This window comes from Roseomonas sp. USHLN139, from assembly GCF_037145735.1.
GTDB lineage: Bacteria > Pseudomonadota > Alphaproteobacteria > Acetobacterales > Acetobacteraceae > Pseudoroseomonas.
Window position 1 is genome coordinate 377,064 of the sequence record NZ_JBBCWY010000002.1, and the last position, 21,116, is coordinate 398,179.

The following is a 21,116-nucleotide window of genomic DNA, read 5'->3' on the forward strand; positions in this document are numbered from 1 at the left end:
AGGAGATAACCAGCATGGAACTCCTGCTCGCCAATCTCGCCCATGGCTTCCATGTGGCGATGAGCTTCGACAATCTGCTCTTCGCCCTGCTCGGCGCGCTGATCGGCACCGCCATCGGCGTGCTGCCGGGCATCGGCCCGGTCGCCACCATCTCCCTCCTGCTGCCCATCACCTTCGGGCAGCCGGCGACCACCGCCATCATCATGCTCGCCGGCATCTATTACGGTGCGCAGTATGGCGGCTCGACGACGGCCATCCTGCTGAACCTGCCGGGCGAGGTCTCCTCGGTGGTGACGACGCTCGAAGGCTACAAGATGGCGCGCAACGGCCGCGCCGGCGCGGCGCTGACCATTTCCGCCCTTGGCTCCTTCTTCGCCGGCTCGGTCTCGACGGTGCTGGTCGCCGCTTCCGGCCCGCTGCTGACCGAAGTCGCGCTGTCCTTCGGACCCGCCGACTACTTCTCGCTGATGCTGCTTGGCCTGATCATCTCGGCCGTGCTGGCGCAGGGCTCGGTGATCAAGTCGGTCGGCATGGTGGTGCTGGGCGTGGCGCTCGGCCTGGTCGGCACCGATGTGCAGACCGGCCAGCAGCGCTTCACCTTCGGCATCCCCGAACTGTCCGACGGGCTGAACTTCGCCGCCATCGCCATGGGCGTCTTCGGCATCTCCGAGATCATCCTGAACCTCGAGAACCCCGAGGTCCGCAGCGTGCTCTCGACCAAGGTGGGCTCGCTGTTCCTGACCAAGGAGGAGTGGAAGCGCGCCACCCCGTCGGTGCTGCGCGGCACCGTCATCGGCTCCGTCCTCGGCATCCTGCCAGGCGGCGGCGCAGCGCTGGCCTCCTTCGGCTCCTACATGATGGAGCGCAAGATCTCGAAGGGGCGCGACCAGTTCGGCAGCGGCGCCATCGAGGGCGTGGCCGGTCCGGAGGCCGCCAACAACGCGGCCGCCCAGACCAGCTTCATCCCGCTGCTGACGCTCGGCATCCCCTCCAACGCCGTGATGGCGCTGATGGTCGGTGCGCTGATCATCCAGGGCATCCAGCCGGGCCCGCGCATGGTGGAAGCCCAGCCCGACCTGTTCTGGGGCCTGATCTGCTCCATGTGGATCGGCAACGTCATGCTGCTGGTCATCAACCTGCCGATGATCGGCATGTGGGTGAAGCTGCTGCAGGTGCCGTACCGCTTCATGTACCCGGCGATCCTGGTGTTCTGCGCGATCGGCGTCTACTCGATCAACAACAGCGTCTTCGACGTCTACCAGACGGTGTTCTTCGCGGTCCTCGGCTACGTCTTCGCCAAGATCAAGATGGAGCCGGCGCCGCTGCTGGTCGGCTTCGTCCTTGGCCCGATGATGGAGGAGCATCTGCGCCGCGCCATGCTGCTGTCGCGTGGCGACGCGCTGATCTTCTTCCAGCGCCCGATCAGCGCCGTGCTGCTCGGCATCGCCCTGCTGACCCTGGCGATGATGCTGCTGCCGGGCCTGCGCAAGAAGAAGGAAGCGGCGATGGCGGGCTGACGCCCGCGGCGCCACCAGAAATCGGGCGGGAAGGGGCCGGCCCCTCCCGCCCTCCCGCCCGACGCGAAAGGGGCCGGGGCAGCGATGCCCCGGCCCCTTTTTGCCGTCCGCCGTCAGGCAGGGCTAGGTATCAGATCGCCGCCAGCAGGGTGGCGATGCGGCGCAGCTTTACCGCGCTGGCCTGGCCGGTCAGCGCCATGCCGAGCTTGCCCTCGCGCCAATAGGCCACCTGCTTCTCGCCCTGGCGCGCCATGCGCAGGGCGACGCTGCGCTCGCTGCCCAGATGCGCCATGTAGAGCGAGAAGGGGCCGGCATCGGCGGTGCGGAACATCACCACCACGCTGGAGCCCAGCGCCGCCGGATAGACCTGCACGTCGAGCACGCGCCAGTCGCTCGGGAACTGCGGCAGCGCGATCGCCGTGCTGTGCAGGATCTCCCGGCGGTCGAATTCCGGCGCCTCCAGCTGCGATTCCATCCTGGCCCGCAGCAGCGAGGTGCGATGCGCCTGCACCGCCTCGGTGACGAAGCGCGGCGGCGGGGCGGCAGCCTCGCTGGGCAGCCCGCCGAAGGAACTGACCTGCCAGTGCACCAGCCAGCCGAGCGCCACGCAGGCCGCCGCGAAGGCACCGCGCCCGACCGAGCGCCGCAGCTGCTGCCGTCCCAGCCCGCGCTGCAGCCGGCGCGCCGCCAGGTCGACGGCGTCCCCCCCGGCGGCACCCGGCCCGGCCGCCGGCGCCGCGGTGGCCGCGCGCAGCGTGTCGCGCACCCGCAGATCGGCCATCACCTGGGCGGCCAGCGCCGGATTGGCGGCCAGCGCGCTCTCCACTGCGATGCGGCCCTGCAGGTCCAGCTGTTCGTTCAGATAGGCGTCGATCTCGAGATCGGTGACCGTCTCAGGCATCCGGGTCATGCGAGCCTCCGACGACGCGCAGGGAAGGGAGGGTGGCGCCGCGCGACCCCGGGCGGCCCGCCGGGCTGCCGGCCGCGGCAGCGGGGTTGTCGAGCCGCCGCAGCATATCACGCGCCCGCGCCAGCCGCGACATGACGGTGCCGATCGGCACGTCCAGCACCTCGGCCGCCTGCTGGTAGGACAGGCCTTCCAGCGCCACCAGGTGGAAGGCCGCGCGCTGCTCGTCCGGCAGCACCTGATAGGCGCGCCAGACCTGGCCGAGCTGCAGCGCATGGTCCTGCGCCGGCTCGGCATGGCTCGGCGCCGCCTCGCTCACCGCCTGGATGCGGGCGCGCTCGGCCGCCTGCCGCCGCCAGCCATCGACGAAGGTCGAATGCAGCACCACCAGCAGCCAGGTGCGCAGGTCCTCGCCGGCGCGGAAGCTGCCGCGGCGGTCATAGGCGCGCAGCAGGGCGCTCTGCACCAGATCCTCGGCATCCTCGGGATGGCGGGTCAGCGAGCGGGCATAGCGTCGCAGCGGCACCAGATGCGCCACCACGTCGAATTGTCGCCATCCGAAGATCATGACCCGATTACGCCGCCGGCACGGGATTTATTCCCGGCCTTTTCCGCCTGTCGCATGATTTCCTGCGCCCGCGCCGCCGGGAACCCCGGCCGGCGCATGGGTGGCCCCTGTGCTCAGCCCTTCACAAGCGCCGGGCCGCGTGTCTTGGTGACAGGGCAGTCCTGTACCGCTGTTGGGAAACGTCATGAGCTTCACCCTGTCCATGGCCCGGTTGGAGGCCATGCTGCGCGAGGATGTCCCCTATGGGGACCCGACCACCCAGGGCCTGGGCATCGCCGAAGCCCCGGGCCGCGCCACCCTGGCCGCTGCCGCCCCGATGACCCTCTGCTGCGCCGAGGAGGCCGCGATCCTGTTCCAGCTGGCCGGCGCGCGCGAGGTGCGGCGGCTGGCGACCTCCGGCGCGCTGCTCGAACCCGGCAGCCCGGTGCTGATCGCGGAAGGACCGGCCGGCGCGCTGCACGCCGCCTCGAAGGTGGCGCAGACCCTGGTCGAGATCGCCTCCGGCTTCGCCACCCGCGCCAGCCGGATCCGCGCCGCGGCGCAGCTCGGCCGGCCGGGGGTGGTGGTGGCGGGCACCCGCAAGCACCTGCCTGGCGCCAAGGACCTCTCGCTGCGCGCGCTGACCGCCGGCGGCTGCGTGCCGCACCGGCTGGGCCTGTCGGACAGCATCCTGGTCTTCGCCCAGCACCGCGCCTTCCTCGGCCGCGAGCCACCCCATCTCTGGGTCTCCCGCCTGCGCGCCGCACAGCCCGAGCGCAAGATCGCGGTCGAGGCCGCGAGCGTCGACGAGGCCGTGCAGATGGCCCATGCCGGCGTCGACATGGTCCAGTGCGACAGGATGACGCCGGACCAGATGGCCGAGGTGCTCCGCGCGTTGGGCAGCCATCCGAACCGGCCGCTGATCGCGGCCACCGGCAATATCCATGAGGGCAATGCCGCCGACTACGCCCGCGCCGGCGCCGACCTGCTGGTGACCTCGGCAGCCTATTCGGCAGCGCCGCTCGACGTGTCGGTGGTGATGGAAAAGCTTTAGGGACAGGTTTTTATAAGAAAAGGCTGGGGAAATGAATTTCCCCAGACCCCATTCTTTTTTCTGTCACCGGCCGTTCAGGGACCAGGACCCCGCTGCGGCGATGCCAGGGCAGTCCGGCGAGACGCCAATCTCGACGCGGGGGAAGTTCATTCCCCGAACCTTCTGTTTCTAAAGCTTCATCCTCATCCTCCGCCGAGGATTCCTGAACAGCAGGCGCGCCGTGGCCGTCCAGGGCGTCTGCCGCGCCACCATCCACACGGGGCCCTCGAAGACCTCCTGCCGCTCCAGCCGGTAGGCCGCCAGGTACTGGCGCGCCGATCCTTCCACCAGGGCATAGCGCCGGGCGGAAATCACCCCCGGCACGCCGCCGAGGCGCGGCAGGTGCTCCTCGAAATACCAGCGGTTCAGCTCGGCCTCGTCGGCGGCCTCGACGTCCTGCTCGACGATATAGAGGAACGGCGCCTCGACCCCGGCATCGCCGATCGCCTGCATCAGGCGGTAGCGGTCGCCCGGCGCCTCGGTCGCCGGCTCCTGCCAGGCGATGACATCGGCCGGGTCGTCCACCGCGGCGAAGCGCGGGCCGGGGCCCGCGGCGCTGATCAGCAGGTCGGCCATCAGTCGATCTTCGCCCCGGCGCGCTTGCCGATGTCGCCCCAGCGCTGGGTCTCGTCGGCGATGAAGCGGCGGAATTCCTCGGCGCTGCCGGGGGCCGCCTTGGCGCCCTGGCCGGCATAGGCGGCGACCAGCTCGGGATCGCGCAGCGCCTGGGTGGCGGCCTCCTGCAGCAGGGTCTGGATCGGCGCCGGGGTCTTCGCCGCCACCACCAGCCCGTACCAGTTGACCGGCGCGACGCTGGGCTGCCCCGCCTCGGCCAGGGTCGGCACCTCGGGCAGCAGCGGCGAGCGGCTGTCGCCGGCCAGCGCGATCGGCCGCAGCGCGCCGGCCTGCACCTGCGACAGCAGCGCCGGCATGTCGGCGAACATCATGTGCACCTGGCCGGCCATCAGGTCGGTCACCGCCGGCGCGGCGCCGCGATAGGGGATGTGGATGATGTCGATGCCCGCGGCGAAGCGCAGCGATTCACCGGCCAGATGCGGCATGCTGCCATTGCCGCTGGAGGCGAAATTGACCTCGCCCGGGCGCGCCTTGGCATAGGCGACCAGCTCGGCCAGCGTCTTCACCGGCAGCTTCGGATTGACCGCCAGCAGCTCCGGCATAAGCGCGACCAGGGTCAGCGGCGCCAGGTCGCGGGTGACGTCGAAGGGCATGGCGGGCATCAGCGTCGGCGAGATGGCGATGGCGCCGGCGCTGGTCAGCACCATGGTCGTGCCGTCCGGCGCGGCCTTGGCGGCGGCATCGGTGCCGACCACGCCGCCGGCGCCGGAGCGGTTCTCGATCACCACGTTGCGCTTGATCAGCGGGCCGATCTTCTGCGCCAGCAGCCGGGCCAGCAGATCGTTCGGGCCACCCGGCGGGAAGGGGACGATCAGCCGGATCGGCGTCTCGGGCAGGGTCGCCTGGGCCAGGGCCGGGCGGGCGAGGGGGGGCAGCAGCGGCAGGCCGGCGCCGAGCCCGGCCAGGGAACGGCGGGAGAGCATGGACATTCCTTGTTGGTCTTGGGCAGGGGCCAGGAGCGGTGGTGCGGCGCTCAGCCGCCGGCCACCCCCTGGGTGTTGACATAGAGGGCGTAGACCGAGCGGCAGGCGGCCATGAACAGCCGGTTCCGTCGCGGCCCGCCGAAGCAGAGATTGGCGCAGCGCTCGGGCAGCGAGATGTGGCCGATCGGCTCGCCTGCCGGGTTGAAGACGCGCACGCCGTCGAGCTCGGCGCTGCCCATGCCCCAGCCGCACCAGAGATTGCCGTCGACATCGACGCGGAAGCCGTCGGGCGTGCCCTCGCCGGCGCCGATCAGCACACGCAGCGCGCCGAGCGTGGTGCCCTCGCCGGTGACGTCGAAGGCCAGGATGTTGCGCGGCCGGGCGCGGGATTCGATGACATAGAGCAGCGACTCATCGGGCGAGAAGGCCAGGCCGTTGGGCCCGGCGACGCCCTCCGCCACGATCCGCGCGGCGCCGGTCAGGCCGTCGATGCGGTAGATGTTCGCCGGCAACTCCTGCTCGGCGGCGAAGCCCTGGTAGTTGCCGATGATGCCGAAGGGCGGGTCGGTGAACCAGATCGAGCCGTCCGACTTGACCACCACGTCATTGGGAGAATTCAGCCGCCTGCCCTCGAAGCGGTCGAGCAGCACGGTGACGCTGCCATCATGCTCGGTGCGGGTGACGCGGCGGGTGCCATGTTCGCAGGTGACCAGCCGCCCCTGCCGGTCGCGGGTATTGCCATTGGCGAAGTGGCCGGCGCCGCCGCGATAGAGGCTGACGCTGCCGCTTTCCGCCTCCCATTTCAGGATGCGGTCGTTCGGCACGTCGCTCCACAGCAGGTGGCGGGCATCGCCGAACCAGACCGGGCCCTCGGCCCAGCGGCAGCCGGTGGCCAGCCGCTCCACCGCCGCCAGCGGCAGGTGATACTTCTCGAACGACGGGTGCAGCGCGCGGATGGCCGGGTCGGGGTAGCGCGGCATCGGGTCCCGGTCTGGCATCAGGCGGTCTCCGCCAGCTCGGGCGCGAAGCTTTCCGGCAGGCCGATCTCGAAGGTGTTCAGCGTCATCGAGACCAGCGCGTAATAGCCGAGGATGCCGATCAGCTCGACCATGCCGCGCTCGCCCAGCGCCGCCACGGCTTCCGCATAGAGCGCGTCGGGCACGCCGCGCGTCTCCAGCAGCGAGGTCGAGACGGCGAAGACGGCGCGCTCGCGCGCGTCGCGGAAGACCGGCGGGCGCCGCGCCGCGATGGCGGCGATGACCTCGGGGTCCATGCCGGCCTTCAGCCCTTCGCGCTTGTGCACCACCCATTCGTAATGCGCCGTCCAGTGCCGCGCGGTGACCAGGATGGCGAGCTCGGACAGGCTCGGCTCCAGCGTCGTCTCGTAGCGCAGCATCTCGCCCAGGTGCTGGCCACGGCGGGCGAGCTCCGGGCTCTGCAGCCAGGCGATCATCGGCGCGGGGACGCGGCCGCGGCGGCCGGACGTCGCCTCGGCGATGGCCAGGCGCTGCGCCTCGGTCCGGGTTGCTTCGGCGGGGAGGGCCAAGCGGGCCATCAGGCAGGCTCCTTCAGGTCATCGGCGGTGGCGGCCTGCAGCCGCGCGACATCGCCGCCCAGCGCCGCGGTGATCGCCAGCGCCTCGCGCAGCACCAGGCGGCGGCACAGCGCCTCGACCGCCGGGGTGAAGCGGTAGAGGGGGACGGAAATGCCGATCGAGCCCGGCACCTCGCCCTGCGCATCGAGCACCGGCGCGGCGATGGCGGCGAGATCCGGGTGGCGTTCTCCCAGCGTGACGAAGGGCAGCACAGGGCCCGGCAGCCCGCCCGCATCGAACAGGATGATCGCCCGGCCATGCGCGCCGCGGCCGAGCGGCTGCACCTCGCCCACGCGGGCGTAGTCGCGGACGATCTGCGGGCTGTCGAGCCGGAAGGCGCAGCGCCGCTGGTGCCCGTCGCGCATGAAGAAGGTGGCGCTCTCGCTGCTCTCGCCGCGCAGCCGCTCGAGCGCCGGCGGCACATGGTCCTCGAGCCGCAGCGAGCGCCGGCAGCGGTCGCCGAGCAGCATCAGCGTCGGGCCCAGGACATAGCCGCCGCTGGCGAGGCGCCGGATGAAGCCCGGCCCCTCCAGCGTCTGCAGCAGCCGCAGCGCCGTGGTCATGCTGAGGCCGACGCGGCGCGACAGCTCGGCCAGGCCCAGCGGCCCGTCCTCCTCGCGGAAGGCGGTCAGCAGGGCCAGCGCGCGGTCGACGGCGCGGACGCTGCCCTCGGCCTCGGCCGCCGGCGTGCCGGGACGGTCGGCAGCGGCGGCGCGGCGCGGCCGGGGGGCGGGGGTCGGCACGGCGTTGCGTGACTCGGACGGTTTGCTCACGCCGCCGAGGCTAGCAAGCCTCGCCAGCTTTCGGAAGTGTGTTGCGCAGGGTGGAAGTGCCGCCTAGCCTGCCGCCCAGACAGGGAGGCAGGCAGCCATGGGTCCGCGATTCCAGGACAGGGTGGTGATCGTCACCGGCGCCGGCTCGGTGGGGCCGGGCTGGGGCAATGGCCGGGCGGCGGCGGTGCTCTTCGCCGCCGAGGGCGCGCGGGTCTTCGGCGTCGACCGCGACCTGGCCGCGATGGAGGAGACCGCCGCCCGCATCGCCGAGGCCGGCGGCAGCTTCACGCCGCTGGCCTGCGACGTCACCGACAGCGCCGCGGTGCGCGCCATGGTGCAGACGGTGCAGGCGGCGCAGGGCCGGATCGACGTGCTGGTCAACAATGTCGGCGGCTCGGCCCCCGGCGGTCCGGTCGAGATGGCCGAGGAGGTCTGGGACGCCCAGGTCGATTTCAACCTGAAGAGCGTCTTCCTGACCTGCAAGCACGTGCTGCCGCTGATGGAGGCGCAAGGCGCGGGCGCCATCGTCAACCTGGCCTCGACCTCGGGCCTCCGCTGGACCGGCGCGGCCCAGGTCGCCTATGCCGCCTGCAAGGCCGGCGTCATCCAGTTCGGCAAGGTCGTCGCCGTGCAATACGCGGCCCGCGGCATCCGGGTGAACACCGTGGTGCCGGGCCAGATGCACACGCCGATGGTCGAGACGCGCCTGGCCGGCCAGCGGGCGGGCGGCGATGCCCAGGCGCTGCTGGCCCAGCGGCTGGCGCGCATCCCGCTGGGCTTCGCCGGCGACGGGCGCGACACCGCCCATGCCGTGCTGTTCCTGGCCTCCGACGAGGCGCGCTTCATCACCGGCACCGAGCTGGTGGTCGATGGCGGCATGTCGGTGCGCTGCGGCTAGGGCGTGATGGCACGCGACGGGCTGCCATCCCCCGCGCCGGGGCGCTAGCCTTAAGGCCGCCTTAAGCCGGCCGGGCAACACGGCGGCAGCAGCGATGGGGGCCCTGGGCGGCGGCATGCGGGTGCTGGTGGTGGAGGATGATGCGGTGCTGCTCGATGCCGTGCGCGTCGGGCTGGGCCTGGCCGGCGCCACGGTGGACGGCGTCACCAGCTGCGCCGATGCCCGGGCGGCGCTGGCCACCGGCGGCTTCGACGCGGTGGTGCTGGACGTCATGCTGCCGGATGGCTCCGGCCTCGACCTTCTCGCGCTCTGGCGGCGCGGCGGTGACCGCACGCCCGTGCTGCTGCTGACCGCGCTGGACGAGGTGGCCGACCGCATCCGCGGCCTCGACAGCGGCGCCGACGACCACCTCGGCAAGCCCTTCGACCTGGATGAGCTGGCCGCCCGGGTCCGCGCCATCGCCCGGCGCGGGGCGGGCCGGGCGACGGCGCTGCTGCAGCTCGGCGATCTTCTTCTCGATCCGGCGGCGCAGCGGGTGACGCTCGCCGGCCGCGCGGTCGAGCTGTCGCGGCGCGAATTCTCTGTCCTCGCCGCGCTGATGGAGCGGCCGGGCGTCATCAAGTCGCGCGCCGACATCGAGACCCGCCTCTATGGCTGGCAGGACGAGATCGAGAGCAACGCCGTCGAGGTCTATATCCACAATTTGCGCGCCAAGCTGGGCCGCGAGGTGATCGAGACGGTGCGCGGCGTCGGCTACCGGATGCGGGCGCCCCAGCGGGATCTGCCAAGGGATCTGCCGCCATGAGGTCGATCCAGGGCAGGCTGTTCGCCATCCTGCTGGCCGGACCGGGCTGCTGTGGCTCTGCGCCGCGGCCTGGATCCATGCCGGCGCCACCCATCGGCTGCAGCAGGTGCTGGACAGCCGGCTGCAGGCTTCGGCGCATATGGTCGCCTCGCTGATCACCGACGGCAACCTGGTGGCGGCCAGTCCCGGCGCGGCGCGGCTGCCTTCGCTGGAAGGGGCCGGCCGGCCGCTCTCCTGCCAGGTCTGGTCGCTGGATGGCCGCCTGGTCGCCCGGTCGGACGGCGCGCCCCTGGCAAGACTGTCGGACCAGCCGCCGGGCCTGGCCGACCAGGAGGTCGGCGGCGAGGCCTGGCGCGTCTATGTGGTCGAGGATGCGGCGCGCGGCCTGCGCATCCTGGTCGGCGACCGGCTGGCGGAGCGCCAGGCGCTGCTGGCCGAGCTGATCAAGAGCCTGCTGGTGCCGGGCCTGCTGATCCTGCCGCTGCTCGGCCTGCTGATCTGGGCCTGCCTGGCGCGCGGCTTCCGGCCGCTGCGCGCGCTGACCGGGGAGCTCAACCGCCGGTCGGAAGAGGATATGCGGCCGATCGAGGCGACGCCCGACGCGCCGGCGGAAATCCGCCCGGTGGTGCAGGCGCTGAACGACCTCTTCGCCAAGGTCGAGGCGGCGCGGCGGCAGGAGCGGGCGGTCACCGCCTTCGCCGCGCATGAGCTGCGCACGCCGCTGGCCGGGCTGAAGGCGCAGGCGCAGATCGCCATTGCCGCCCGCGGCGATGCGGCGGTGCGGGAGGGCGCGCTGCGCCAGATCCTGGTCGCCGTCGACCGCACCACGCGGCTGGTCCGGCAGCTGCTCAGCATGGCCAAGCTCGATGCCGGCAGCGAGGCCGAGCGGCTGGAGGAGATCGACCTGGCGGCGCTGCTGGCCGAGGTGGCCGAGCCGCCGCGGACCGGCGCCGGCCGGGTCGAGATCGACCCGGCGTTGCGCGGCCTGCGGCTGCGCGGCAACCGGGCCCTGCTGGCCCTGGCCCTGCGGAACCTGCACGAGAACGCGGTCCAGCACATGCCGGCGGGCGGGCTGGTGCGCTGGGGGATCGAGGGTGACGCGCGTCTCTTCGTCGAGGATGAGGGGCCCGGCATCCCGGCCGAGGAGCTGCCGCTGGTGACCCAGCGCTTCTTCCGCGGCCGCCACAAGAGCCCGACCGGCAGCGGGCTGGGGCTGGCGATCACCGAGCTGGCGCTGCGCCAAGGCGGCTGGACCCTGGCGCTGCGCAACCGCGCCGGCGGCGGCGGGCTGCGCGCCGAGATTCTGTTGCGCGGCGGCTGAGCCGGGGCTGGATTTCTGCGCCGCGCCGGTCCTGAATGGGGGCACCAGCGAGAAGGGGGCCGCCGATGCGCAATGCCAGCCTGCAGCAGGATTTCCGCGAGGCGAGCAGCGCCTCCGCCGCCTGGGAGGCACGCGGCCGGGCGGTGATGCCGATCGCCAGCTCCCGCGCCATCGCCTTCCACGATCCCTATCCGCTGACCGTGACCCGCGCCGAGGGGTCCTTCCTCTGGGATGCCGATGGCGCGCGCTACATCGACCTGGCCAGCAACATGTACAGCCTGGTGCATGGCAATGCCTTCCCGCCGATCGTGCAGGCGGCGGCGGCGCAGCTGGCCCGCGGCAGCGCCTGGCCGGCCAACAACACGGCGCAGATCGAGCTGGCCGAGACCCTGGTCGCCCGGCTGCCCGCCGTGGAGCGGGTGCTGTTCTGCAATTCCGGCACCGAGGCCTTTTCGCTGGCGCTGAACATCGCCCGCGGCCAGACCGGGCGGCACCGCTTCCTGATGGCGCAGGGCGGCTATCACGGCACGATGTGGGACACCAATCTCGGCGGCCGCGGCGCGCCGGGGCCGGTGCACCTCGCGGCGCCCTATGGCGACACCGCCGCCTTCCTGTCGCTGATCGAGCAGCATGGCGAGGAGATCGCGGCAGTGTTCCTGGAGCCGGTGCTCGGCTCGGGCGGCTTCGCGCTGCCGCCGCCAGGCTTCCTGCGCGAGGTCCATGCCGCCTGCGGGCGGAAGGGGATCGTCTTCGTGCTGGACGAGGTCATCAGCTTCCGCCTGGCGCCGGGCGGGGCGCAGTCACGGCTCGACTTCACGCCTGACCTGGTGATGCTGGGCAAGGTGATCGGCGGCGGCTTCCCGGTCGGCGGCGTTGGCGGCCGGGCCGAGCTGCTGGCGGTGGTCGATCCGGCGGCGCCGCGGGCGCTCGCCTCCGGCACCTTTAGTGGCAATCCGGTGACCATGGCGGCCGGCCTCGCCTCGGTGCAGGCGCTGACCCCTGGCGCGATCGCGCATATCGACCGGCTGGCCCAGCTGCTGGAGGCCGGGCTGCAGGCCGAGGCGGCGGCGCGCTCGGTGCCGCTCTTCACCCGGCGGGTCGGCTCGATGCTGGGGCTGTTCTTCTACGATCCCGGGGCGGGGGCGGTGGCCACTGCCACCCGGCCCGATGCTGCCTTCACCCAGGAACTGCACCTGGCGATGCTGCTGGAAGGGCTGTTCCCGCTGCCGCGCTGCGCCATGACCACCACCACCGTCATGACGGCGCCACTAATCGCCGAGGTGGTGCAGCGCTTCGGCCGGGCGCTCGCCCGGGTCGGCAGCATGGTGCCGCTGCCGGCCTGAGCCTTGGCTCAGCGGCGCATCATGCCCTTGCGGATCTCGCGCTCGACCGAGGAGCGTTCGGCGGAGCCGGTGCGGCGGATGATTTCACGCACCACCGCCGGCGAGACGCGATGGCGGCGCGCCAGGTAGTCGACTTCCGCGTCGAGCGCGGCATCGCTCTCCACCGGCGCTGCCGCCGGCTTGCTGTCCTTGACCTGCATGATCGTCTCCTGCCCGCCATGGCGGGCGAATGGCGTGGCGCTCGCTGGCAGCAGGGCGGCACGCGGCTCCCGCGCCCGGAGGGGGCGCGGTCAGAAAATCGGCGCTTCGGCGCCCTTGCGCAGCTGGCTCTCGCGCACGACGCGCTCATGCCCGTCCTTCTGGCTGCGCACGCGGTATTCGCGATCGGTGCCGTCATTCGGCAGCAGCCGCGTCACCGTGTAGGTGCCGTTGGGCACGTGGCCTTCGTACTTGCCGGCCTGGAGTTCGACGATCTGGCCGACGATGAAGCCGTGGGGTCGCATGCTGAACCTCCGCGAGACGGTGTCAGGCGCGGCCGAAGCCGCGCCCTGCCGAGAAGCCGACCCGACCGAAGCCGCGCCGCTTCGCTTCAGGCCTTGCGCAGATTGCCGGCCGAAACCTTGCCCTGCTGGCCCTGCTGCAGGTCATACTGCAGACGCTCGCCTTCGCGCGGCTCGGACATGCCGGCGCGCTGCACGTCGGAGATGTGCAGGAAGACGTCCTTGGAGCCGTCCTCGGGCTGAATGAAGCCGAAGCCCTTGGTCGCGTTGAACCACTTAACGGTGCCGGTAGCCATGATCGGATATGCTCACAACAAGAGGCCACCCCGCGGGATGGCAGGGTGGATCGAACATCGCGGGAGACGGACACCGGGCTCGGCACTCAAGCGTGAGCTAGGAGAGCAGGCCGAACCAAACGAGCTGACAAGGCCAACATGGGCCTGTTGGCGCCGTATGGCAAGCTTCATCATCGAAATCGTCGAAGAAACTGCAGAATCTATCTGCGCTTTTTCCCACGCATTCAGAAAGATCTCGGCGGCGTGATCAGGCCGCGTCTTCCTTCGTTGCTGCGCAACAGGGCAACAATGCCCACCAGCCTCTGTCGAGGAAGGGCGCCCATCCTCCGCTTCGTCAGCGGCCGCACGGTTGTGGTCGGGAGCGAGAAAGCGCCGCTTCCTCCGGTAACCAGCCCGCCGCCCGGCAGGGCTTGACCGATGCCCCTGCCGACAGTTACCGACCGGTGAAGCCCCGCTCCCGCAGCGGCGTGGACAGCCGCCTGACCACGCCGCGAGCCAGATGCCGCTCGGCAGAGCCTGATCGTCCCGTAGGATCGGTCGGTGGCGCGACCGGCAGGCCGGCCTGGCCGGTGCCGGGACGGCGGCTTCGACACAGTGACAGACCCCGTGGCGCCCCCAGGCGCGCCGCCGTGGTGCCCGGGGCAGGGAGACGGACAAGGTGCGTGAGCAACAGCGGCAGCCAGGTGCGGCCGGCGGCGGCATGGGATTCCGCCAGTTCGTCGCGCTGATCGCGGCGCTGATGGCGGTCAATGCGCTGGCCATCGATTCCATGCTGCCGGCACTGCCCGCCATCGGCCAGTCGCTGGGCATCGTCGCCGACAATGACCGGCAATGGATCATCACCGCCTATCTGCTCGGCTTCGGGGCGGCGCAGATCGTCTATGGGCCGCTGGCCGACCGCTTCGGCCGCAAGCCGGTGCTGCTGACCGGGCTGGCGATCTATACCCTGTGCAGCATCGCCTGCGCGCTGGCCCCCTCGCTCGACACCATGCTGCTGGCCCGGGCGGCGCAGGGCGTGGGCGCCGCCGGCGCGCGGGTGCTGACCATCTCCATCGTGCGCGACCGCTATGCCGGGCCGCAGATGGCGCGCGTCATGTCGCTCTCCTTCATCGTCTTCCTGGCGGTGCCGATCATTGCCCCCTCGATCGGCCAGGCGATCGTCGCCGTCGCGCCCTGGCCCTGGATCTTCGGCGTGCTGGCCCTGTTCGGCGCGCTGGTCTCGGCCTGGGTGAGCTTCCGCCTGCCCGAGACGCTGAACCCGGCCGACCGCATGCCGATCAACCCGGCCCGCGTGGCGCGCGCCTTCGGCGCGGTGCTCGGCCATCGCAGCGCCGTCGGCTACATGCTGGCGATGACCATGATGATGGGCTGCATCTTCGGCTTCATCAATTCGGTGCAGCAGCTCTTCGCCGATGTCTTCCAGGCCGAGGCGCTGTTCCCCGCCGTCTTCGCCCTGATCGCCGGCTTCATGGCCATGGCCTCGCTGACCAATGCGCGGGTGGTGGTGCGCTACGGCTCGCGCCGCATCTGCCACCTGGCGCTGCTCGGCTACATCCTCGTCGGCACCGTCCATGCCCTGGTCGCGATCGCCGGCCAGGAGACGCTCTGGAGCTTCGTCCTGCTGCAGGCGCCGCTGATGTTCTGCTTCGGCCTGGCCGTGCCCAATTTCGGCGCGCTGGCCATGGAGCCGCTCGGCCATGTCGCCGGCACCGCCAGCGCCGTGCAGGGTTTCGTCACCACGCTCGGCGGCGCGCTGATCGGCTTCTGGATCGGCCAGCATTTCGACGGCACCGCCATCCCGCTGCTGACCGGCCTGGCTGCCTGCGGCATCGCGGCGCTGGCCAGCGTCCTCTACGCCGAGCGCGGCCGGCTGTTCAGCCGCTGAGCACCGGTCTAGCATCGCCGGAGATCCCGCGCAGGAGACACCGGCGATGAACGACCTCCACGGCCTGGACGGGCTGATGCCCGCCGCCAACCCGCTGCGGGGCGAGCTGGCCCGCCGCGGCTTCGTCATGACCTCGCTGATGACCGGGCTGACCCTGGCCGTCCCGCACGGTGCCAGCGCCCAGGTGATCACCACCGACAGCCAGGGCCTGGTCGCCGGCGAGGTGCAGGTGCCGGTCGCCGATGGCCGCCTGCCCGCCTACTTCGCCCGCCCCGACGGCGCCGGCCCCTTCCCGGTGGTGCTGGTCATCGAGGAGATCTTCGGCGTCCACGCCTATATCAAGGACACCTGCCGCCGCTTGGCCAAAGCCGGCTACCTGGCGGTCGCGCCCGAGCTCTATGCCCGCCTGGCCGACCTCTCGACGATGACCGACGCCGCCACCATCGTCCGCGAGGTCATCAGCAAGGCGCCCGACGCCACCATGCTGTCCGACCTGGACAGCACGCTGGCCTGGGCCACCACCGAGGGCCGCGGCGACGCCGCCCGCCTGGCGGTGACCGGCTTCTGCCGCGGCGGCCGCAACACCTGGCTCTACGCCGCGCACAACCCGAACCTGAAGGCGGCGGTTGCCTGGTACGGCCCGGTCGCCGGCGCCACCAGCGCCATCCAGCCGCGCACCGCGACCGATGTGGCGGCCGAGCTGAAGGCGCCGCTGCTGGGCCTCTACGGCGCCGCCGACACCGGCATCCCGCCGGCGACCGTCGAGGCCGCGGCCGAGAAGGCGCGTGCCGCCGGCAGGACCGTGGATATCGTGGTCTTCCCGGAGGCGCCGCACGGCTTCCACGCGGATTACCGCCCCAGCTACCGCAAGGAGATCGCGGAAGACGCGTGGGGAAGGATGCTGGCCTGGTTCAGGAAATACGGGGTCTGAAGAGAAGACAGACGAAGGCGAGGGGAATGAATTCCCCTCGACCCCTTCTTTTTTCTGTCGGACTGCCGTGTCCAGGTGGCGACGGTCGGTGAAACGGCCAAAGCGTCTGCGCCCCCCCATGATGCTGGGGCGAGGGTCGGAAGAAAGAGCGGGGCTGGGGGAACTCTTTCCCCCAGCCTTCTTCATGCTTATTTCGTCGTCGTCGCCGAGAAGGCCACCGTCCGCTGATCCTGGCGCGGTTCGTAGGTGATGCCGGCCCGCGTCGCCCAGAAGTTCACCAGCTGATACAGCGGGATGCCGGCGATGTCGTCGGCCACGATCTTCTGCGCCTCGATCAGCAGCTTCTCGCGTGCCGCATTGTCCATGGTGGAGAGCGAGCGGTCGATCAGCGTGTCGAGCGCCGGGTTGGAATAGGCGCCCCAGTTCGCCGGACCGCGGCCGGTGCTGCGGTCCATGGTGGTGAACATGTTGGTCAGGGCGTAGCCGGCCTCGCCGGTGCTGATGCCCCAGCTGAAGAAGGGCATGGCGAATTCATGCTTGGCGCCACGGCCGAGATAGACCGAGGCCGGGATGGCATCGACCGTGGTGCGCACGCCGACGCGGCTCCACATCTGGGCGATCGCCTGGGCGACGGTGCGGAAGTCGGGACGGTCGGCGAAAGCGCTCAGCGTCAGGCGGAAGCCCTGCGGGAAGCCGGCCTCGGCCAGCAGTGTGCGGGCGCGGGCCTGGTCGAAGGCCGGGATGCCGATCTCGGGCGTGTAGGAATAGGCGCCCGGCCACATGAACTGCCCGGCCGCCTGGGCGGTGCCTTCCAGCACGCGGTCGGCCAGCGAGACGCGGTCGATGGCGTGGCTCAGCGCCTGGCGGACTCGGCGGTCGCGCAAGGGATTGGCGGCCAGCGGCTTGCCCTCGTTGTCGGTGGCCTGGCTGCTGCTCTCCTCCTGGAAGTTCGGCAGCAGCAGGATCGAGCGGTTGCCGGGGGTGGAGGCGACGCGGAAGCGGCTGTCCTGGCGGAAGCGCGGCAGGTCGTTGCGCGACGGGCTGTCGATCAGGTCGACATCGCCGGAGAGCAGCGCGGCGCTGCGGGCGCCCTCATTGGCGATGAAGCGCATCGAGACGCGGTCCCATTCCGGCCGTTCGCCCCACCAGTTCGGGTTGCGCTCGAGCTCGACGCGCTCGTTCTTCAGGAAGCGGGTGACGCGGTAGGGGCCGGTGCCGATGGCGGCGCGCAGCCCGTCGAAATCATTCTCGCCGGCCTCGACCGCGTGCTTCGCGACGATCGAGATGGCCGTCATGTTGATCGGCAGGTTGGGCGAGGGCTGCTTCGTGGTGATCCGCACCACGCCCGGCCCGGCCGCCTCCACCGTCGCGATGTCGCGGGTGAAGGGCGCGTAGCCCAGCGGGCTGTTCGGGATGTTGGCCGAGCGGGTCAGCGAGAAGACGATGTCCTCGGCGGTCACCGGCCGGCCGTCGGACCACAGGACGCCCGGCCGCAGGGTGAATTCCCAGACCGTGTCGGAGACCAGCTTCCACTCGGTCGCCAGGCCGGGGGCCAGAGACATGTCGCCCTTCTGCTCGACCAGCCGGCTGAAGGCATGCAGCGACAGGTTGCGGTCGGCAATGCCGTTGTAGAAATGCGGATCGACCGACAGCGGGAAGGCGCTGTTGCCCATGGTCAGGTCGGCAGCCGCGACAGTCTGCAGCGGAGCGGCACAGAGAAGGGCGACAGCGGCAACCGACCACTTCCACATCATGATATTTTACCTGTTCTTAAAAGTGTGACGTCCAGTTCATCGAGGATAGGCCGGGCGCCGGCAGGTGTGAATAGCGAAGGACCCTGCCGTGACGCTGGAGCGGGCGACGGCGTCAGCCGACGCGGCCGGGTGCGACTGGTCTGGTGTCGCGCTTAGTGGTCCTGAAGGCCGCCCGCGCGGCGGCTTTGACAGCCGCGGGGGTGGCATGGCATCGCTGGCCGGAGGCCGGGTCAGCGCGTCCGGCCTGCGCCCCCGAGGACTGGACCGCCGCATGACGTCGCCCCTTTCCGGCCCCAGGAGCATCGCCGCCGAGGAAGCCGCCATGCCCTTCCCGGCGACCTCCAGCGCCATGGCGGCGCGGATCCGCGACTTCCCCTGGGAGACCACGCCGCTCGGCCCGATCGCCGGCTGGCCCGCGGCCCTGCGCCTGACCGTGGACATCGCCCTGGCCTCGCATTTCCCGAAATGCCTGTTCTGGGGGCCGGCGCTGATCAGCATCTACAACGATGCCTATCTGCCGATGCTGGGCGCCAAGCCGGATGCGCTCGGCCGGCCGATGGCCGAGGTCTGGCGCGATGCCTGGCCGCAGATCGGTCCGATCGCCGCGCGCGCCATGGCCGGCACCTCGACCTTCGTCGAGGATTTCGCCCTGCAGACCGACCGGCACGGCTATGCCGAGGAGGCTTTCTTCACCTTCTGCTACAGCCCGGTGCGCGACGAGGCCGGGCGCGTCGTCGGCATGATCGACACGGTGATGGAAAGCACCGGCAAGGTCCTGGCCGAGCGCGCGCTGCGCCAGGAACGCGCGCGGCTGGCCGAGATGAACGCCGCGCTGGAGCGCCGCGTCGCCGAGCGCACCGCCGACCGCAACCGCCTGTGGCAACTCACCACCGACCTGATGCTGGTGGCCCGCCCGGAGGGCCGCATCGTGGTGGTCAATCCGGCCTGGACCGCCGTGCTGGGCTGGCAGGAGGCGGAGCTGGTCGGCGCGGAGCTCGCCGGGCTGGTGCATCCGGATGACCGGGCGGCGCTGGCCGAGGCGCTGGCGGGCATGGCGGAGGGCCAGGCCGGGCGCCGCTTCGACACCCGGCTGCGGCATCGCGGCGGCGGCTACCGCTGGATCGCCTGGAACGCCGTGCCGGGCGAGGGGCTGATCAATGCCGGCGGGCGCGACTTCACCGCCGAGCGCGAGCAGGCCGAGGCCTTGCAGCTCGCCGAGGAACAGCTCCGCCAGAGCCAGAAGATGGAGGCCGTGGGCCAGCTCACCGGGGGCCTGGCGCATGATTTCAACAACATGCTGACCGGCATCACCGGCAGCCTGGAGCTGCTGCAGTTCCGTGTGGCGCGTGGCCAGACCGATGGTCTCGGCCGCTTCATCGCCTCGGCGCAGGATGCGGCGCGGCGGGCGGCGGCGCTGACCCATCGGCTGCTGGCCTTCTCGCGCCGGCAGACGCTGGACCCGAAGCCGATCGACGTGAACCGCCTGGTCGCCGGCATGACCGACCTGGTGGAGCGCACCATGGGCCCGGCGATCCGCACCGAGGTGGTGGCGGCCGCCGATCTCTGGACCGTGCTGGTCGACCCCAACCAGCTGGAGAACGCGCTGCTCAACCTCTGCATCAATGCGCGCGACGCGATGCCGGATGGGGGCAGGCTGCGGATCGTCACCGAGAACTGTCATCTGGAAGGCCCCGCGGCGGGCCGGCTGGGCCTGCCGCCGGGGCCCTACCTGGCGCTCTCGGTCAGCGACAGCGGCACCGGCATGGACCCGGAGGTGGCGCGCCGCGCCTTCGATCCCTTCTTCACCACCAAGCCGCTGGGGCTGGGCACCGGGCTCGGCCTGTCGATGATCTACGGCTTCGTCCGCCAGTCCGGCGGCCAGGCGGAGATCCGCAGCACGCCCGGCGAGGGCACCACCCTGCTGCTCTACCTGCCGCATCACCAGGGAACGGCCGAGGCCGGTGCCGCCGCGGAGCAGCCGGCCGACCTGGCCACGCCGCGGCCGTCGCGCCCCGGCACCGTGCTGGTGGTCGATGACGAGCCGACCCTGCGCCTGCTGCTGCGCACCGTGCTGGAGGATCTCGGCTATACCGCGCTGGAGGCGGCCGATGGCGCCGGCGGGCTGGAGCAGCTGCGCGCCGACCAGCGGATCGACCTGCTGGTCACCGATGTCGGCCTGCCGGGCGGGATGAACGGGCGGCAGATGGCCGATGCCGGGCGGGCGCTGCGCCCCGGCCTGCCGGTGCTCTTCATCACCGGCTATGCCGAGAGCGCCGTCATCGGCGAGGGCCAGCTCGAGCCCGGGATGCATCTGCTGACCAAGCCCTTCGCCATGGAACTGCTGGCGGGGCGGATCCAGGCGCTGCTGGCGGGGTAGCGGGAGCATCTCAATAGAGGGTGGAACTTGCCGAATTTCTGAAAACGTCTTATCTTGAGAAAAGATCGATATATTATTTCAGGAGAGTTTTCTTGGGAGAAGGCGTTAAGTTCCGAGATAATTCCTGGCTCGATAAATCTTCTAAATATTCGCCTTTATTTATTGAATCCTCAGTAGAGGATTTGAAAATCATCTATGATCAACAGATTTGGTATAGATTTTCAGTCGATGGTTTCTGCGTCGATATGTTTTGCTATTTTCGCAAAAATGCAGAAAATTTGATCATCTGTGGTCAGGATGCAATTCAACGCGATATTGTCAAGCTTCCCTATTTTTATCGGTGGTCCTGGCACGCCGAAGTGGCTTCTTCCTACATTACAATCAACGATCCCACTCTGTATATGAGCGACAGCCTGAACGGGGGCTGGCACCAGGGCTACAGCTCGGCCTGGGCGCTTGATGTCGTGAACCGCATCCTGGATCGCATCCGCGAACTTCTGCAGATTCCATCCGAGAAAGTGATGCTTTACGGAATCTCTGCGGGCGGCTTCTGGGCTCTGATGTCGGCCGTCTGCTTTCCTGGGTGTTCGGTTGTGACGGAGATCCCGCAGGTCGATCTCTTCCTGTACGAGGATGACGGTCCAAAAGAGAAGATGCTGGCCCGCTGCTATCGAGGGCGTAGTATTAAGTACATCAAGAATAAATACTCATCGCGCATGCGGGTTATCGATCGCTGGCTGGAGAGCCGCAGCCTGCCACGCCGGGTCTGGATCTACCACAATCTTAAGGACCCGAAGAATACAAGGACGCAGATCGAGCCTTTCTGGGACGAGGTACAGCGCCTGAAAGGCGACGGCTTCCTCAGCGAGATCGATGAAATACACTTTATGTTCTTCAACCGGATGACGGCTAAGGGCGGTCATATTCCGATGGAGAAGGATCAGACGCTGGCGGTCTGGAAAATGGTTCTGTCGGGCATGTAGGTGGCGGGCCGGATAGCTGGCGGCGCGGAAGCG

General features: G+C 70.5%; 21 protein-coding genes. 10 read left to right on the forward strand and 11 right to left on the reverse strand.

What is annotated here, in order from left to right:
- The first annotated feature begins 14 nt into the window (after positions 1 to 14).
- On the forward strand, positions 15 to 1,517 hold the full coding sequence (locus WFI16_RS09010) for a tripartite tricarboxylate transporter permease (protein ID WP_419897489.1): 1,503 nt from the start codon (positions 15 to 17) through the stop codon (positions 1,515 to 1,517).
- Between the two features lie 130 nt (positions 1,518 to 1,647).
- Here the strand turns inward: WFI16_RS09010 and WFI16_RS09015 are convergent, their stop codons facing one another.
- Together WFI16_RS09015 and WFI16_RS09020 are read right to left on the reverse strand one after the other, a co-directional pair.
- Entirely contained in the window at positions 1,648 to 2,427 is a 780-nt protein-coding gene (locus WFI16_RS09015) for a hypothetical protein (RefSeq protein ID WP_419897490.1), read from the reverse strand.
- Positions 2,411 to 2,992 (reverse strand): sigma-70 family RNA polymerase sigma factor, encoded by a 582-nt coding sequence (locus tag WFI16_RS09020; RefSeq protein WP_419897491.1) that lies wholly within the window; start codon positions 2,990 to 2,992, stop codon positions 2,411 to 2,413. Before WFI16_RS09020 ends, WFI16_RS09015 begins: the two co-directional genes overlap by 17 nt.
- 184 nt (positions 2,993 to 3,176) lie before the next feature.
- On the opposite strand from WFI16_RS09020, the gene modD reads away from it, so the two are divergent.
- A complete protein-coding gene (modD, locus tag WFI16_RS09025; RefSeq protein ID WP_419897492.1) occupies positions 3,177 to 4,025 on the forward strand; it encodes a ModD protein in 849 nt (282 codons plus the stop codon).
- A 168-nt stretch (positions 4,026 to 4,193) separates the two neighbouring features.
- On the opposite strand, the gene WFI16_RS09030 is transcribed toward modD, so the two are convergent.
- The 5 genes from WFI16_RS09030 to WFI16_RS09050 are packed head-to-tail and all read right to left on the reverse strand — an operon-like array spanning position 4,194 to position 7,990.
- Positions 4,194 to 4,640 (reverse strand): hypothetical protein, encoded by a 447-nt coding sequence (locus WFI16_RS09030; protein WP_419897493.1) that lies wholly within the window; start codon positions 4,638 to 4,640, stop codon positions 4,194 to 4,196.
- Positions 4,640 to 5,623: a Bug family tripartite tricarboxylate transporter substrate binding protein gene (locus WFI16_RS09035; protein ID WP_419897494.1), complete on the reverse strand. Its 984-nt coding sequence runs from the start codon at positions 5,621 to 5,623 to the stop codon at positions 4,640 to 4,642. The genes WFI16_RS09030 and WFI16_RS09035 overlap by 1 nt, the downstream gene beginning before the upstream one ends.
- Before the next feature lie 50 nt (positions 5,624 to 5,673).
- On the reverse strand, positions 5,674 to 6,621 hold the full coding sequence (locus tag WFI16_RS09040; protein WP_419897495.1) for an SMP-30/gluconolactonase/LRE family protein: 948 nt from the start codon (positions 6,619 to 6,621) through the stop codon (positions 5,674 to 5,676).
- Complete coding sequence (locus WFI16_RS09045) at positions 6,621 to 7,178, reverse strand: carboxymuconolactone decarboxylase family protein (protein ID WP_419897496.1); 558 nt, start codon at positions 7,176 to 7,178, stop codon at positions 6,621 to 6,623. The genes WFI16_RS09040 and WFI16_RS09045 overlap by 1 nt, the downstream gene beginning before the upstream one ends.
- Complete coding sequence (locus WFI16_RS09050) at positions 7,178 to 7,990, reverse strand: IclR family transcriptional regulator (RefSeq protein WP_419897497.1); 813 nt, start codon at positions 7,988 to 7,990, stop codon at positions 7,178 to 7,180. The genes WFI16_RS09045 and WFI16_RS09050 overlap by 1 nt, the downstream gene beginning before the upstream one ends.
- A 97-nt stretch (positions 7,991 to 8,087) precedes the next feature.
- Here WFI16_RS09050 and WFI16_RS09055 point away from each other — a divergent pair, with 97 nt between their 5' ends.
- From WFI16_RS09055 to WFI16_RS09070, 4 genes are all read left to right on the forward strand, one after another.
- Entirely contained in the window at positions 8,088 to 8,888 is an 801-nt protein-coding gene (locus tag WFI16_RS09055; RefSeq protein ID WP_419897498.1) for an SDR family NAD(P)-dependent oxidoreductase, read from the forward strand.
- 94 nt (positions 8,889 to 8,982) lie between these two features.
- Entirely contained in the window at positions 8,983 to 9,693 is a 711-nt protein-coding gene (locus WFI16_RS09060; RefSeq protein WP_419897499.1) for a response regulator, read from the forward strand.
- Positions 9,694 to 9,742: 49 nt separating this feature from the next.
- A complete protein-coding gene (locus WFI16_RS09065) occupies positions 9,743 to 11,014 on the forward strand; it encodes an ATP-binding protein (protein ID WP_442970664.1) in 1,272 nt (423 codons plus the stop codon).
- Positions 11,015 to 11,079: 65 nt separating this feature from the next.
- Positions 11,080 to 12,357 (forward strand): aminotransferase class III-fold pyridoxal phosphate-dependent enzyme, encoded by a 1,278-nt coding sequence (locus WFI16_RS09070; RefSeq protein ID WP_419897501.1) that lies wholly within the window; start codon positions 11,080 to 11,082, stop codon positions 12,355 to 12,357.
- Positions 12,358 to 12,365: 8 nt separating this feature from the next.
- Here the strand turns inward: WFI16_RS09070 and WFI16_RS09075 are convergent, their stop codons facing one another.
- The 3 genes from WFI16_RS09075 to WFI16_RS09085 all read right to left on the reverse strand — a co-directional run bounded on the left by WFI16_RS09075 (position 12,366) and on the right by WFI16_RS09085 (position 13,153).
- Positions 12,366 to 12,557, reverse strand: coding sequence for a hypothetical protein (locus WFI16_RS09075; protein WP_419897502.1), 192 nt, complete (start codon positions 12,555 to 12,557; stop codon positions 12,366 to 12,368).
- A gap of 90 nt (positions 12,558 to 12,647) precedes the next feature.
- A complete protein-coding gene (locus WFI16_RS09080) occupies positions 12,648 to 12,860 on the reverse strand; it encodes a hypothetical protein (RefSeq protein ID WP_419897503.1) in 213 nt (70 codons plus the stop codon).
- Positions 12,861 to 12,946: 86 nt separating this feature from the next.
- Positions 12,947 to 13,153 (reverse strand): cold-shock protein, encoded by a 207-nt coding sequence (locus WFI16_RS09085; RefSeq protein ID WP_419897504.1) that lies wholly within the window; start codon positions 13,151 to 13,153, stop codon positions 12,947 to 12,949.
- A gap of 658 nt (positions 13,154 to 13,811) precedes the next feature.
- Between WFI16_RS09085 and WFI16_RS09090 the strand changes: the two genes are divergently transcribed.
- Positions 13,812 to 15,038: a multidrug effflux MFS transporter gene (locus WFI16_RS09090; protein WP_419897505.1), complete on the forward strand. Its 1,227-nt coding sequence runs from the start codon at positions 13,812 to 13,814 to the stop codon at positions 15,036 to 15,038.
- A 46-nt stretch (positions 15,039 to 15,084) separates the two neighbouring features.
- Positions 15,085 to 15,969 (forward strand): dienelactone hydrolase family protein, encoded by an 885-nt coding sequence (locus WFI16_RS09095; RefSeq protein ID WP_419897506.1) that lies wholly within the window; start codon positions 15,085 to 15,087, stop codon positions 15,967 to 15,969.
- 188 nt (positions 15,970 to 16,157) lie between these two features.
- Here the strand turns inward: WFI16_RS09095 and WFI16_RS09100 are convergent, their stop codons facing one another.
- Entirely contained in the window at positions 16,158 to 17,723 is a 1,566-nt protein-coding gene (locus tag WFI16_RS09100) for an ABC transporter substrate-binding protein (protein ID WP_419897507.1), read from the reverse strand.
- Positions 17,724 to 17,994: 271 nt separating this feature from the next.
- Between WFI16_RS09100 and WFI16_RS09105 the strand changes: the two genes are divergently transcribed.
- Positions 17,995 to 20,100, forward strand: coding sequence for a hybrid sensor histidine kinase/response regulator (locus tag WFI16_RS09105; protein ID WP_419897508.1), 2,106 nt, complete (start codon positions 17,995 to 17,997; stop codon positions 20,098 to 20,100).
- Between the two features lie 92 nt (positions 20,101 to 20,192).
- Entirely contained in the window at positions 20,193 to 21,083 is an 891-nt protein-coding gene (locus WFI16_RS09110) for a hypothetical protein (protein WP_419897509.1), read from the forward strand.
- Positions 21,084 to 21,116: the final 33 nt, after the last annotated feature.